Origin of the sequence: Nostoc sp. NMS2, from assembly GCF_017115105.1 — a bacterium.
In the GTDB taxonomy this organism is placed as follows: Bacteria; Cyanobacteriota; Cyanobacteriia; order Cyanobacteriales; family Nostocaceae; genus Nostoc.
In genome coordinates, this window is sequence record NZ_JABXKH010000171.1 from 22,982 (window position 1) to 38,046 (window position 15,065).

Below are 15,065 nucleotides of genomic sequence, written 5' to 3' on the forward strand. Positions count from 1 at the left end.
TTAATTAGAAATACGTCAGCCAAGATTCTCTTTAGCTATAGTTCTTTTATTGCTGATTTTAATCTTCCTCTAGGTTCTATAAACCTGAGCAAGATTGAGATTAGGTTGTGATCAAACCCTGATAAAAGGCTTATGCTGTGGATATCTATATTCTTATTAAAACATTAATTGTTGTCCTTGTCTTAGCAGATGCTGTGAGCAAGATACTGATTATTTTAACGTGAGTTCGACGAACCTCTCCCTGCCTTGAACTAAAGTTCAAGTCTGTCCCTCTCCGAATCGGAGAGGGACGGTTTTGCGTAGTAAAACCAGGGAGAGGTTTCAATATTTACGCCAATTAGGTAATTACTAAATAGCGCGTCGAACTCACGTTATTTTAGTAAGGGTATGATGCTAGACCAAAAAATAAAGCAATTATATTGCAATTTACCAATTTTAGGTTTTCTGTTGGCGGTGCTAGCAGTGGAAATTAGTAGTGCGGGAATTAGTGAGTTGTTTTTGAGATAGAAAACTCCTAAAAATATTCTGAAACTGTATACAAATGTAAACAAGTTTGAAAAACGGGAAATTCGCGCCTCTCAAACTTGTTTATAAAAATTAACCCAAAGCTAGAACAACATTGATAACTCAAAAGGATTTTGTTACCAATTGAGTCTCAAAGATACTTTTCTAGAGTGGAAGCTAATGTACTTTTAGGTACAGCGCCTACCACCATATCTACTTTTTGTCCATCTTTAAAAATCATTAATGTGGGAATACTGCGGATACCATACTGACTAGCAACTTGAGGATTTTCATCCGTGTTGACTTTGACGACCTTGATTTGACCTTTGTACTGTTCGGAGATTTCATCGACAACAGGAGCTACCATACGGCATGGTCCGCACCAGGGTGCCCAAAAGTCAACTAAAACAGGTACATCGCTGTCGAGTACTTCTTGCTTGAAACTAGAATCGGTAACTTGTGCGGCTGTTGACATGCCTAAAACCTTCGCCAATAATATCTGAACTTGGTGAAAATTCTACCATAGCAAAAACCTCAGCTTGGAAGTGCGAGGATGTACATTTGCAAAGAAGCTCTCTTATTTTATTTACAAACATAAGGAACCGCCCGAACAGTAGTCCGGGCGGAGTGTGGTGTGAGGAGTGAACGGAAACATTCGTCTCCGCTATTTCTATTGTAGGCGACATATCGGATTTTTCCAGCAATTGTTTAGGGGGCTGGAAAAATTTATTGAAGAATTTGGGATTGGGAATTGGGAATTGGGAATTGGGAATTGCTGAGTTAGGAATTCTCCCATCACTCCCTCATCTCCCTCATCCCCATGCCCCATTCTCCAATTCTATTTCCCCATACCTAATTGTTGAGCTTTTTGGTAAACTTTACCCTCGGTTAATAGGGAAGGCGCAATCACAACTTCCACTTGCTGCATTTCTTTAATATTTTTGGCTCCTAAGGTGCCCATACTCGTCTTTAAGGCTCCTAAAAGATTGTGAGTGCCATCATCTAGTCCGGCTGGGCCAATGAGTATTTGCTCTAGGCTACCGGTGGTGGCAACGCGAATACGAGTACCACGAGGCAACACCGGGCTAGGAGTCGCCATACCCCAATGATAACCCCGTCCTGGGGCTTCTGCGGCTCTGGCAAAGGGGGAACCAATCATCACGCCATCAGCACCACAGGCGATGCATTTACAAATATCGCCACCGGTGATTAAACCGCCATCAGCAATAATGGGGATATAGTTGCCAGTTTCATTGTAGTAATCATCTCGTGCTGCGGCACAATCTGCGATCGCAGTTGCCTGTGGCACACCCACACCCAACACCCCACGGGATGTACAAGCCGCACCAGGGCCAATTCCCACCAGTACGCCAGCCGCCCCAGCTTTCAACAAATTCAACGTAACTTCGTAAGTCACGCAATTCCCCAATACCACAGGGATGGGCATGGAACGACAAAATTCTGCTAAATCAAGTGGTATTACAGATTCTGGTGACAGATGTGCAGTAGAAACTACCGTAGCCTGAACAAAAAATAAATCTGCCCCAGCTTTGACCACCGCCTCACCGTATTTACTTGCACCGGCTGGAGTTGCACTCACCGCCGCAATGCCACCTTGTTGTTTAATTTCCTGAATACGTTTTTCAATTAATTCCGGCTTTATTGGTTCGGCATAGAGTTCTTGCATCAGGGCAACAAATTCATCTTTCCCCACAGAGGCAATCCGATCTAATATTGGCTCTGGGTCAACGTAGCGAGTGTGAATACCCTCTAAATTGAGGACACCTAATGCTCCCAACTGTGACAAACGTACAGCCATACGAACATCTACTACGCCATCCATTGCACTGGCAATTATCGGAATTTCTCGCTCAATATTGCCAATCCGCCACTTAGTATCTGCCAAACTAGGATCTAGTGTTCTGTTACCAGGAACTAGAGCAATTTCATCTATTCCGTAAGCTCTGCGAGCTGTTTTTCCCCGCCCAAGTTGAATTTCCACGCTTTAACTTTTTTTCAAATCTGTTTAAGCTAGGGTATCAAATTGTGAGATGAGTTGGGGCGTTTTTTTCCCTGAGCTACATAGATAAATTCCATTTACCCAAGTCACCACTCGAAACTTTGGTGGACGCAAAGTATTTACTAAGCAACCAAATGAGCAAAAACAGTTAATTGATTTTTATATTGTGTTACTTGAGGATTGGTGTTGCTTTAGTTTTCGGTAATTTGACAATGATAGTGTCTATTATTACTGAGTTAATATCAATATTATTGGCATTAGTTCTCTTAATTTGCCTGTATTGACTTAGGTCAAGATCAGGCAAATTCTCATAAATGATACCAAATTGGAATAGCTTGTATCATTTCAAATCAATAAACCTTCTGAATCGGAAGATTTTCAATTCCAAAATCCAAGTTGCGCTTTCAGCGCACCAAAGGTGCGACCCAAAATCCAAAATTGATTTGATTTACCGTTTATTTTTAGCTGCATCCACACCAGTGTAACCAGTTGCGATCCAAAGTATGGCTCTCGCTCCATCACGGATAGATTTTTCGATAGATTCAGGGGGTTTTTCTGAAGGAACTGGCACTGGTTTTAAATAAATACCTCGACTACCCAAAATAATTTCGCCGATGACGCAAGCCCGGCGCATGTGGAAGTCTGAAGTAATTAAATAAACGCTCTTGATGCCGCGAGCTTGCAAATCATCTACCAACGTAGTAAAATTAGTAACTGTATCGACGGCCTCATAGTCCAGGTGTAAACGCTTGGGATCAACACCAGCTTTGGTAAAGACTCGTTGGGTGAATCTAGGTGGACTGCCCCCAGTAATCCAAATTGGTATATTTGGATGCTGGCGGACAAATTCGGCCGTAAATTTCTCTCGCTCTAAACGTCTCGTTGAACCACCCAACACTACAACTGCTTGCGGCTGTACAAATTGGTTTTGTACTTCTTTGTATCCCCACCAGATGATTAGTGGTAGGACAAAAGCCATAAAGCGAAAAGATTTACCTGTAAACAGTAGCTTATTCAAGGCTCGATAACTTTTTTTACTGAGTCAAGAATTTCCTCTAGCTAGAAGAAAAACAATAGTTGATAGTAGGGTAGCAAACTCCTCTCAAAACTGCCCAAATTTATATTCGGGTGGTTTGCATATTACAGCGCGATTAAGCGGACTTGAAGTTTTTCCTCTAATTGATGGATCATCCTAACCTGTATTGGAGAATTCATCAAAGGGTTCTAGCACCTTGTCGGAGAATCTCATTTAGGTTATCTGGAAAACCTCTCTCCTTTTAGGAGAGACTTTGAAATTCCCCCCTTCCGCGTCGGGAAGAAGGTTAGAAGGTTTTTCGTGGGTTTTTCCAGATGACGCTAAATTTCGCGTCTCTACTAAATCTGTATTTAAATATAGTTGGCATCTATCCTACTCGCTAATTGCTGTTTCTAGCCAAACTTCCACATCATCCGCTAGCAACTTCTGTGCAGCATCCAGCATTGATGTTGCTATGTCTTTGAGGTCTTCGCGGTTATTCAAGTAAGTTTTCAAGGCTTCCATTGGGTCGATGCTGCTACTTGCAGTCAATTCAGGAATCCGGGGGCGAGCTAATTGACTCAATAATTCTGCTTGAATGGTGTAGGTGTGAGCGGGACTTAAAGCAGTATGTAGAGAGGAACTATCAATTAAATCCATCTGTTCGGAGCGGAGTTTGTAAATTAGCCGTACTACAGCATCTTGAATATCATACTTAGCGATCGCTTTCATTAACAACGCTTGCGGCTCATCTGCTTTCGAGATATCCACTTCAATGGTGCGGAAAGTCCGAACTGTTAAGGGACAAAATTCCCATTCCGCCTTCCCTCGCTCCAGTTCCAGCATCACATAGCCTTTGTCTTCTTTTTCTTCACTAAAATCTACCCGCTCAATACTCCCCGGATAAATCACTGGCGGATTGTTAGATTTATTCAGGTTCTGGTGACGGTGGATGTGTCCCAACGCTACATAATCAAAACAAGGTCGCGTCAGCAAAGATAGAGGGAGAGTAAAGCCTTTACCTACTGCCAAAAAGCGTTCTGCGCCCAAGGTAGCATTGTCAGCCATCAAATGAGCCAAAAGGACAGTTGGCACATCGGGGTCAAGACGGCGAATTTCCCCTTCCATTACAACTCGCAGACGTTCAGTTAACAGTTCGTTGACTTCTGCCAAAGACGAACCTTCAGTTTCTTGGCGAGTCATCAGAGTGGAACGGGTCAACCAAGGGAGGGTAATTACCTGCACTTTGCCATTGCGGGTTTCGATGCAGTGAGTAGTTAATGTATCACCGACAACAAATCCTGGCACTCCCAAAGTGCGGTAAATATTTAAACTCGCTCCTCCCTGTCCTTGGGAATGTTGGTCGTGGTTGCCTACCAACAGCACTGTTGGAATATTGGCATCCATAAGACGGCGAAATTGGCTGGCAAAAGCTTGTTGTACATAAGGCGGTGGTGTCGCATCCGGGAAAGCATCGCCACCAAATATCACCATATCAACAGCATCTGTCAGCGCTCTGTCAATACATATAGACAAGGTATTGACAAAATCCTCCAATCGTGTATTTAACCCAGTTGCCGGATTAATTCGTCCGTGGGAGAAACCGCTTCCCATGTGGATGTCGGAAAGATGGAGGATTTTTATCATAATTTGTCATTAGTCCTTAGTCATTTGTCCTTTGTCTAATACTAATGACTAATTTGTCCTTAGTCCTTAGTCCTTAGTCCTTTGTCTAATACTAATGACTAATACTTCGACTACGCTCAGTACAAGTGACCAATGACTAAATATGAATTCCGCATTCTGTTTTATCACTTCCCCGCCAACGTCCGGCGCGTTCGTCTTCGCCTTCGCCTACTTTGGTAGTGATAGGTTGGTCGCCAATGCTGGGATAACCTTTGTCGTGGAGTGGGTTGTAGATGACTCCGTGTTCAGCCACGTAAACCCAACTATCTTGGCGTGTCCAAGTAGCAATAGGATTTACTTTCAACCGACCTTTACCGTCTAATTCAAATATGGGCATATTAGCACGGGTTACTGCTTGGTCACGGCGGCGACCGGTAATCCAAGCGACGCTGTTGAGTTCGTCTAGACCCCGTAGCAGTGGTTCAATTTTTGTAATGTGGTGGAATTTGGCAATATCCTTGTCCCAAAGTTTATCGCCGTATTTGGCTTCAAAGGCTTCGCGGGTTTCTACGTCTGGAGTTTTGAAAGTTTGCAAATCCAGGTTGTAGATTTGTATGGCTTTGGCTACTAATTCTAAGCTTTCTGGGAAGTGGTGCAAGGTGTCGAGAAAGATCACAGGAACGGGATGCTTCAGTTCACTGTAAAGAATATGGGTGATTATCATGTCATCCACGTTAAAGGCGCTGGTTTGTACCAGTCCCGTTGGGATATTTTCTATAGACCATGCCAGTATTTCTTTGGGAGTGGCAGTTTCAAATTGCTGATTTAATTTTTCTAAGTCAAAAGCGATCGCTTGGTTTCTAGATGCCGTGGAGACTGTCATGATAATCTTCTGTTCAAATATTTTTACCTTGATTAAGATTTATTTTACTCCATAAAGGCGCGTATTCCGCTCGGAGTTCAGGTATTTATTCTGTTCGGAAATTACTACATTATTTTGGAACTGGAGAAACTAGGAAAATAACCCATTACCAGTAAAAATTAACACCTAAGTATAAATTAATAATTTACTAAGAAACGTTACGGGAATTTAAGTTTTACAATGGTTATATAGATATTTATACTGATTTTGATATGGTTAAGAAACAATTAATAAAAAGGATTTTTACTTAAATGAACACTTCAAAATCCCCCAATCGCTTAGGTGAATCTATAATTATGGGTGCTTTAATGATGTTAACCAGTGTTGGCGTTATTACAATAATGAACTTTTTCTAAGATCAATATTTTCTAATTTTAGTAATAAAACTTCACATAGCCCTGCTCAAAACCGAGTGGGGCTTTTGCTTTTCTGATGCATATATAACAATGTATGTTAAGCCTCTTGTGTGACTGATTGAGAAGGTATCCCGACTGAACCCCCTCAAAAAAAGAGCTTGCCTCAACAAATAATTAAGCTTAGTGCCATTCGATCTGAAGTTGAAGTGAGTTTTGTAGCCAGTTAGGGAAAACTACTAATAGCTATAGATGGTACTTAATTAAGAGATTTTGGTGTTTCACTGATTTTCGCTTAACTAAGTGCCATTGATGCTTGTCCTGTCTAAACATCCAGAAAATACACCATCATGGTTAACGTATCTTCGATCGAAAACCAAATAAAATCCTTAGAATTACCAATCGAGCGCGATCACTTTCTGCGTACAATGATTCGAGAATTGGCTGGAACCTTACAAGATGTCGTTGGGATTGAACAGGCAGCAGGCTTTTTGAATGTGGTTGGCTATCGAACAGGTCAACAGGTAAATCAACGCTACCAGAATGCTTTGCAACTGTCAAATCTTTCTCGAGAGCAGGTAACTGCCGTCCTCGTAGATTGGAAACGCCGGATTCAAGGCGACTTTTATGTGATTGAAGAAACTGATGAGAAGATCGTTTTAGGCAATCGCAAATGCCCCTTTGCAGAACAGGTAGAAGGGCGCGAAGCCATGTGTGTCATGACATCTAATATTTTTGGCGCGATCGCAGCCGACAATCTCGGCTACGCTAGAGTTGAGTTACAAGACACGATCGCCAAAGGCGCACAGGAATGCAAAATCGTCATTTATCTCAAACCTGGCGAAGCATCAGACGAGTTTGCAGCACAAGAATATTTCAAAGCATAGTTTAGTATCTTCATTTTTACGCCTTCAGTGCTACGAGCAATGGTAAAGACCCCTGCTTCAATATCTCAAGATCGATGATTAATGCCTTTGATCAATTTTTAGTGGTTGCCCAGATTTTACCAGAACCTCTGCTTCTTGTGACTAGCGCAGGTGAAATTTTAGCAGTCAATCAACCTGCTGCCAGACTCTTTAGCAAAACTAGTAAAGCACTCATTGGTCAACGTCTTACCGAGTTTGTCACTGATTCTTCAGACAAGATCATCGACTATCTTCGAGCTTGCTCCCAAAGTCGTCAAATGATTTTGGGAGCTTTAACCATCCACCAAGACCAAGGAGAGGGAATTCCTTGTTGTAGTCAAGGGGCTGTAATCCAACCGCGAGAGGCAGAAAGTCCAGCCATTAATTTACTGCGGTTAGAAAAGCGAACGAGTAATCAATTCGTTTTGCTTAACCAAAAAATTCATGCACTGAGTAAAGAAATTCAACAGCGCCAACGCATTGAGGTAGAACTCTCACAATCCAATGAAACCTTAAGACAAACTCTGATCAAACTGCAAAATGCCCTTGAAGCTGTCCAAACGGAAAAGATGTCTGGGCTAGGGCATTTAGTTGCAGGGATTGCCCATGAAATTAATAATCCGGTTAGCTTTATTTATGGAAATCTCACCTATGCGAGTGAATACTATAATAATTTATTGCAACTGATTCACCTCTATCAGCAAGAATATCCCAATCCGAGCCTAGTGATTCAGCAGGAAATTCAAGTCTTGGATATTGATTTTATTCAAAATGATCTAAAAAAATTACTCCAGTCAATGCAGAGAGGTTCCGAGCGGATTAGCGAGATTGTTAAATCTTTGCGAAACTTCTCTCGATTAGACGAAGCAACATTCAAGGTGGTTGATATTCATGAGGGTTTAGAGGCTGCATTGATGATTTTACAAAGTCGTCTTAACCCTAGCCATCAGCATTCTGGTATTGAAGTGATTAAGGAATATGGAGAATTGCCTTGGATTTCTTGTTCTCCTGGGCAACTCAATCAAGTGTTTATGCATCTCCTGAATAATGCGATCGATGCTTTAGAAGAAGCTGAACAAGTGCGATGGTCTGCGACCGACCGTAGGTCATCGCCACAACCAATGCAAAATGATCCTAGTCGGATCTGGATTCGCACAGACAAACTAAGCGATCGCTACATTAGAATTCGCATCAAAGATAATGGTAGCGGAATCCCCACCCAGATTCATCATCAGATATTTAATCCCTTCTTCACTACTAAGCCAGTCGGCAAAGGGACAGGATTAGGATTATCTATTTGTTACCAAATCATCGAGAGCCATGATGGTCAAATTAATGTGATATCTGATCGAGCTTGGGGAACTGAATTTAGTATTGAGTTACCCATTGTTTAGTAGGGTATCACAGCTATGATTCCACTAGTACAGCACGGCGTAAATAAACCACCCATTCCAAATCAACGAAACGCTTACGCTATATTCATTTTTAATTTTTAATTCCGCCTTGCGGTACTAGTAGGGGATGTTTTTTCACTAGAAGTCCCTAACCGCTAATGACCGACTGGTGCTTTCGCTCCGGCACCGCCTTTACCCAAGAATAGTAATAGGGGTAAAGAGCAAAGGAACCCTATCCCTACAACTCGAAAGCAATCTGCGTAAGATAAAACAGCAGCTTGAGTATTTACTGTTTGACTTAATAAAGCTAGTGCTTGTTGCTGTGCTGTTGCCGCATCCATACCTTGGCTTTGCAGGGCCCCATTAAGCAAATCTAGACGTTGATTTGTTTCTGGATCATAAGGGCTAAGTTTTGATAACAAGATGGCTCTATGAAATGCCTCTCGTCGGTCAAGCAGAGTAGTAAGTAGGGCAATGCCGATGCTACCACCTAATTGTCGAGTCAAGTTGTAGAAACCAGAACCAGCAGAAATATCTTGTTTGGGTAGCGGGCCTAAAACTGCCAAACTCAAAGGGAGAAACATCAACACAGTAAAAGCTCCACGCCATACCAATGGCCAAAATAAATCATCTGTGCCTGTTTGTGGGGTAATTGCTGCTAGTTGAAACATAACTCCAGATGAGCCGACAGCGCCCATTGCAATTAAAAATCGGGCATCAATTTTACTGGATAGCTTGCCTAATAGAACCATGACGATCGCAGACGCTAAAGCACCAGGCGCTAACAATAGTCCTGTCTGCGTTGCCGTAAAGTGCAGTACACTCTGAGCAAATATCGGCACAGCAAAGAGTGTGCCATAAAGCCCCATACCGACCACTGCTGAGAGAACGCTTCCCGCAGCTAAAGAACGGTGACGCAAAACTCTCAAATCCACAGCAGGGTGATTTGTTTTCAGTTCTCGCCAAATAAACAACCCCATGCCGATAATACTGGCGATCGCTAACGTGGTGATAAAACTGGAGGAAAACCAGTCTTCTTTCTCTCCTTCTTCTAACAAAGTTTGCATAGAACCGATCGCAATAATCAAAAATCCAATGCCGAACCAATCGACGGATTGGCTTTGCGTCTGGCTTTTGTCTTTGTCTTTGGGCAAAAACACGAAGGACATCGCTACTGCAACGATCCCGAAGGGAATATTAACAAAGAAAATCCACCGCCAGCCCAAACCATCTACCAGGAATCCTCCTAAAGTTGGGCCGATAGCTGGGCCAGCAATTACACCTACCCCAAAAACTGCCTGTGCCAAACCCTGTTCAGCAGGTGGAAAAGTCTCAAACAAAATCGCTTGTGCTTTAGCTAGCAACCCGCCACCACATAAACCTTGAAGAATTCGAGAAAGAACCAGCATCGGTAAATTGAATGCTAACCCGCATAAAACCGAGGCAATGGTAAAGCCAATCAACGAAAATATAAAGTAGGTTTTGCGTCCAAAGTAATCTCCCAGCCATGCAGATAAGGGAATTAAGACAACATTTGCGATCGCATATCCAGTTACTACCCAACCTACCTCACTGACAGTTGCTCCTAGACTGGCTTGAATATCTGTCAGGGCAACGTTAACAATACTGGTATCAATTACCTCCAAGATTGCACCCAGAGAAGCCGTCAAAGCGATCGCCCACTTCAATGGCCCGTGGACATAACCAAATTGATCAAAACTAGAACGTTTAATGTTGGTAGCCATCAATATAATTCGTAATAGAGCCTCCGGCACGCTACGCGAACGTAATTCGTAATTCGTAATTAAGAAACCTAGATTAAATCCGACTTTTGTGTGTAGCTTTCTTTTCGATAATTGGGATCAGAGCGATCGCAAAGCTAAAATTAGACATTACATCTATACGATACGGTAGCGTATCATATAAAAATGGTCAAGGGAGACTTCAATGAAAAGCAGCAGAAATACTTATGCTAAAGATGGATAGTCACTTCTGCTGTTTTTGTGCATGAAAACTGGGTAGTAGGGCTTATTCGTTTCCCAGATGGTACGTTCTATACCCAAAGGTAGAAGCAAATTGCCAAGAAGATATTGCTTGGGGATGATATTTTTATGAGTAACCAAATCAACAGTCCTTCTGGACGACCACGCAGCATCCACGCTGACCAAGCGATTCTGCAAGCGACCTTAGACTTACTTGCAGATGTAGGATATCAGAGTATGAGTATAGAAGCGATCGCTTCTCGGGCTGGAGTTGGTAAAACGACCATCTATCGGCGTTACACTTCCAAAGAAGAACTAGTTGCAGACGCGATAGAAAGTTTGAGAGATGATTTAGCGATCCCCGATACTGGCAGCTTTTGGGGAGACATGGATATTTTGATCGAGAATGCCGCCAAAAAGATAGATAGTCCCCTTGGTCGTCAGACACTCGCTTTGATAATTAGTACAGCGTCTAGCAATCCTCAGTTTGCAGAGGTTTACTGGACAAAATATACAAAACTTCGACGTGAAGCATTCTCTAAAGTACTTGAGCGGGCCCAATCTAGAGGTGAAATACACAAGGATGCAGACGTAGACTTAATTATCGATCTGGTAAGCGGATCACTATATTATGCACTGATCTTTAAACCCACAACCGAGCCAGTAGAAGCATATATGCGCCGCACCGTGAATCTTCTTATGAAGGGAGTGGGGAGTGGGGCAGGGGGCAGGGGGCAGGGGAGCAGGGGGAGCAGGGGAGGATGAGGGAGATGAGGGAGATGAGGGAGCAGGGGGACAAGGGGGAATTATTGAACAAGTCTCTCCCTTGTCTCCCCCCCTCTTCCTTGTCTCCCTTGTCTCTTCTTCATGCCCAATGCCCCATTCCCCATTCCCAACTTGTTATCAAAATAACTTTCCAGTACAGGTCATAAATGAGATGATGAATTAATTAGAGAAAAAGGTGAACAATTGTTATTTTTCTCCTTCCGCTTCTGGTTGCAGAATAGCATTACAGTACTGAATGAGGGTTGTCAAGCGATCGCTAATCGTCTGAAGTCTCGTTTGTGCAGTCGATGCTTGCCGCGCTCCTTGCAAAAACATCACATCTATTGCCAACAAACGCAATTGCTTGCTGATTTCCGTTTGATAAGACTGCACTCGCCAGTTTTCATCAGCCAAAGGCACAATTTGCTGTCCAAAAAATTGCTGCAACGAGGCTACACGCACTCGCAGTTCAGGCGCAGCTATTTGGGTAGTTGTGGCATCGGAGCGTAATTGCTCTAGCAAGGTTACGAGTGCCAAATATTTCTCAGGGTTTAAAGACATCCAGTGCTAGTTAAGATAGTATTAGTGTCAAGTAATTTTTCTTTTACAATAAACTTTCTTAAAGACTTATCAGCAGTAAAAGTCTCAAATCCTGATTTGAGGCTTTGTTTGCCATCAATGGATTTTCAAGCTTATTGGGCGACAGCATTTTCTTAGGGTGATGCTGCCACTTTTATTTATCATTCACTTATCTACCGATCCTATCCAAACCCAATTGTATGAGCAGTCTAGCTATAAATTCATCAGTTGATCTAGCCATTCCGGAATGGTTAAAAAAATGTTTGAAGGAGTCATCCACAAGTAACGGCGAAGCGGAAGATGACCGAAGGCATAGTGATACAGTCTTAATTGGTCGCGCATTTGAATTTGCTTACCAACTCCATCAAGGTCAATACCGCAAATCGGGGGAAGCATACATTGCTCATCCCATTGCTGTAGCCGACTTGCTGCGTGACTTGGGAGGTAGTGCTGCTATGATAGCAGCTGGATTCCTCCATGATGTCGTTGAAGATACAGAAGTTACAAGTCAAGAAATAGAAGAGCGCTTTGGCCCAGAAGTGCGGCAATTGGTGGAAGGTGTCACCAAGCTTTCTAAAATCAATTTCACCAGCAAAACCGAAAGTCAAGCCGAAAACTTCCGGCGGATGTTTTTGGCAATGGCGCAAGATATTCGGGTAATTGTGGTGAAATTGGCAGATCGTTTGCATAATATGCGAACTTTACAATATATGTCGGAGTCCAGCCGCCGCCGCAGTGCCCAGGAAACACGAGATATTTTCGCGCCTTTAGCCAATCGCTTGGGGATTTGGCGAATTAAATGGGAACTGGAAGATTTGGCTTTTAAGTATTTGGAACCAGAAGCTTACCGCCAAATGCAAGAGCATGTTTCCGAAAAACGGACGGCGCGAGAAGAGAAACTGGCTAAAGCGACGAATATGTTGCGAGAACGTTTACAGCAAGCCGGAATTCACTTCCAAGATATTAGCGGTCGTCCCAAGCACCTTTATAGCATTTACCAAAAAATGCACCGCCAGCAAAAAGAATTTCATGAAATTTACGATTTGGCAGCGCTGCGGATTATTGTTCAAACCAATGAGGAATGCTATCGGGCGTTGGCGGTAGTGCATGATGCTTTTCGCCCAATTCCTGGGAGATTTAAAGATTACATTGGACTGCCAAAGCCTAACCGTTACCAGTCGTTGCATACTGGGGTGATTGGACTAACTGGTCGTCCTTTAGAAGTGCAAATTCGGACAATCGAAATGCATCATATCGCCGAGTATGGGATTGCTGCCCATTGGAAGTACAAAGAGACAGGAGGTTCTAGTATTAGCCATTTGACAGCGACAGATGACAAGTTTACTTGGCTGCGGCAGCTGCTGGAATGGCAAACCGATCTCAAGGATGCACAAGAATATCTTGATAGCATCAAGGACAATCTATTTGAAGATGATGTCTATGTCTTCACCCCTAAGGGGGATGTTGTTCCTTTAAGCCCCGGTTCTACCACTGTAGATTTTGCTTATCGCATTCATACGGAAGTGGGAAACCACTGTTCAGGGGCGCGGGTGAATGGGCGAATGGTGTCTCTGTCAACTCGGCTGCAAAATGGCGATATTGTAGAAGTTCTTACCCAAAAGAACTGCCATCCGAGTTTGGATTGGTTGAACTTTGTCAGAAGTTCGGCGGCGAAATATCGGATAAAACAATGGTACAAGCGATCGCGCCGCGAAGAAAATGTTGCTCGTGGACGAGAATTGTTAGAAAAAGAACTCGGTAAAACTGGTTTTGATAGTCTGCTAAAGTCAGATGCAATGCAGATTGTCGCCGAAAAGTGTAACTATCATAGCGTAGAAGATTTACTCGCTGGTTTGGGTTACGGAGAAATTACGTTGAACTTGGTGCTAAATCGTTGGCGAGAAGTGGCGAAGGGACAACAACCAGTTTCCACTGTGTCGCCATTTCTCCCCAAAGAACCAACAACATCAAAAGCTTTGCGAGATGCACCGCCAACGACTTCACGCGCCAGTGATTCGCCAATTTTTGGGGTAGAGGGATTGGTGTATTATTTAGCTGGGTGTTGTACCCCGATTCCTGGCGAACCGATTATTGGTGTGGTGACGCGAGGTAGGGGGATTTCAATTCATCGCCAAGGCTGCAATAATCTAGAGACTGTGGAGTATGAGCGCTTAGTACCAGTCAGATGGAACCCAGCCGCCGAAAATAGCGGTCGTCCGCACACTTACCCGGTGGATGTGCAAATTGAAGCTCTTGATCGTGTGGGGGTGCTAAAGGATATTCTCTCACGGTTGAGTGACCAAGGAATCAATGTCCGCCATGCTCAAGTGAAAACGGCTGTTGGTCAACCTGCATTGATGGACTTAGGAATAGATATACGCGATCGCTCTCAATTAGAGCAAGTGTTTGTGCAAATTAAAAAAATGAGCGACATTTTGAATATCCGCCGCGTTGGTCAAATTGACGAGTAGGTGATTGGTGGGGTGCGTTAACGGAGTTTGACGCACCAGTTTGCGATCGTTTTTAGGAGTCGAACCGCAGAGACGCGGAGGGCACAGAGGAAGAGAGGAGGAAATGATTTTACCGTGTTTTTACTTAAAGAATTGTATTATATTTGATAGCTAAAGATTAACGGCAGTAGATTTTACATCTTTACTAGGCTTTATCTGTCTTAACCTCTGTTAAGACGTGATGTTACTTGCAAATTCACGTTTTATACGGAATATTTAACTTTAACCTTTATTTAATCTTCATATTTTAGTTGTGTGAGATTACGGGTGTTAGTTAGTAATAATTAAGGCTAACTTTGACATACTTTAAATTTATAAAAGTTTAATAAAGTATGTCCAAACTTCTGGTTAGTCAATATCACACAGAAGTAGAAAGAATTATCCAATATGGCGGTTCACGTAAAGCAGGGTTAGCGCGTCTCAAACCCTATTGACAGAGGGATTATGGCAGAGGGTCTGAGTTTGGGAGAGCCGCAGCCAAAACAGAAAC

The 15,065-nt window shown here is 43.0% G+C and carries 11 protein-coding genes; 4 read left to right on the plus strand and 7 right to left on the minus strand.

Features of this window, described 5'->3' with window-relative positions:
• Positions 1-655: 655 nt before the first annotated feature.
• The 5 genes from trxA to cysH all read right to left on the minus strand — a co-directional run bounded on the left by trxA (position 656) and on the right by cysH (position 6,048).
• Positions 656-979, minus strand: coding sequence for a thioredoxin (gene trxA / locus HWQ36_RS31805; protein ID WP_012411836.1), 324 nt, complete (start codon positions 977-979; stop codon positions 656-658).
• 363 nt (positions 980-1,342) lie between these two features.
• Entirely contained in the window at positions 1,343-2,506 is a 1,164-nt protein-coding gene (locus tag HWQ36_RS31810; protein ID WP_292710325.1) for a GuaB3 family IMP dehydrogenase-related protein, read from the minus strand.
• A 466-nt stretch (positions 2,507-2,972) separates the two neighbouring features.
• Positions 2,973-3,503 (minus strand): YdcF family protein, encoded by a 531-nt coding sequence (locus HWQ36_RS31815; protein WP_012411838.1) that lies wholly within the window; start codon positions 3,501-3,503, stop codon positions 2,973-2,975.
• 429 nt (positions 3,504-3,932) lie between these two features.
• A complete protein-coding gene (locus HWQ36_RS31820) occupies positions 3,933-5,186 on the minus strand; it encodes an exonuclease SbcCD subunit D (protein WP_292710328.1) in 1,254 nt (417 codons plus the stop codon).
• Between the two features lie 136 nt (positions 5,187-5,322).
• The gene (gene cysH, locus HWQ36_RS31825) at positions 5,323-6,048 is read right to left on the minus strand and encodes a phosphoadenosine phosphosulfate reductase (protein ID WP_292710331.1); all 726 of its coding nucleotides are present in this window, start codon (positions 6,046-6,048) and stop codon (positions 5,323-5,325) included.
• Positions 6,049-6,790: 742 nt separating this feature from the next.
• Here cysH and HWQ36_RS31830 point away from each other — a divergent pair.
• On the plus strand, positions 6,791-7,327 hold the full coding sequence (locus HWQ36_RS31830) for a methanogen output domain 1-containing protein (protein ID WP_292710334.1): 537 nt from the start codon (positions 6,791-6,793) through the stop codon (positions 7,325-7,327).
• 74 nt (positions 7,328-7,401) lie between these two features.
• Entirely contained in the window at positions 7,402-8,739 is a 1,338-nt protein-coding gene (locus tag HWQ36_RS31835; protein ID WP_292710337.1) for an ATP-binding protein, read from the plus strand.
• Between the two features lie 155 nt (positions 8,740-8,894).
• Here HWQ36_RS31835 and HWQ36_RS31840 read toward each other — a convergent pair whose 3' ends face one another.
• Positions 8,895-10,484 (minus strand): DHA2 family efflux MFS transporter permease subunit, encoded by a 1,590-nt coding sequence (locus tag HWQ36_RS31840; protein ID WP_292710339.1) that lies wholly within the window; start codon positions 10,482-10,484, stop codon positions 8,895-8,897.
• A 366-nt stretch (positions 10,485-10,850) separates the two neighbouring features.
• On the opposite strand from HWQ36_RS31840, the gene HWQ36_RS31845 reads away from it, so the two are divergent.
• The gene (locus HWQ36_RS31845) at positions 10,851-11,486 is read left to right on the plus strand and encodes a TetR/AcrR family transcriptional regulator (RefSeq protein WP_292710342.1); all 636 of its coding nucleotides are present in this window, start codon (positions 10,851-10,853) and stop codon (positions 11,484-11,486) included.
• Between the two features lie 207 nt (positions 11,487-11,693).
• Here HWQ36_RS31845 and patD read toward each other — a convergent pair whose 3' ends face one another.
• On the minus strand, positions 11,694-12,047 hold the full coding sequence (patD, locus tag HWQ36_RS31850) for a heterocyst frequency control protein PatD (protein WP_292710345.1): 354 nt from the start codon (positions 12,045-12,047) through the stop codon (positions 11,694-11,696).
• 218 nt (positions 12,048-12,265) lie between these two features.
• On the opposite strand from patD, the gene HWQ36_RS31855 reads away from it, so the two are divergent.
• Positions 12,266-14,536, plus strand: coding sequence for a bifunctional (p)ppGpp synthetase/guanosine-3',5'-bis(diphosphate) 3'-pyrophosphohydrolase (locus HWQ36_RS31855; protein ID WP_292710348.1), 2,271 nt, complete (start codon positions 12,266-12,268; stop codon positions 14,534-14,536).
• Positions 14,537-15,065 lie beyond the last annotated feature (529 nt).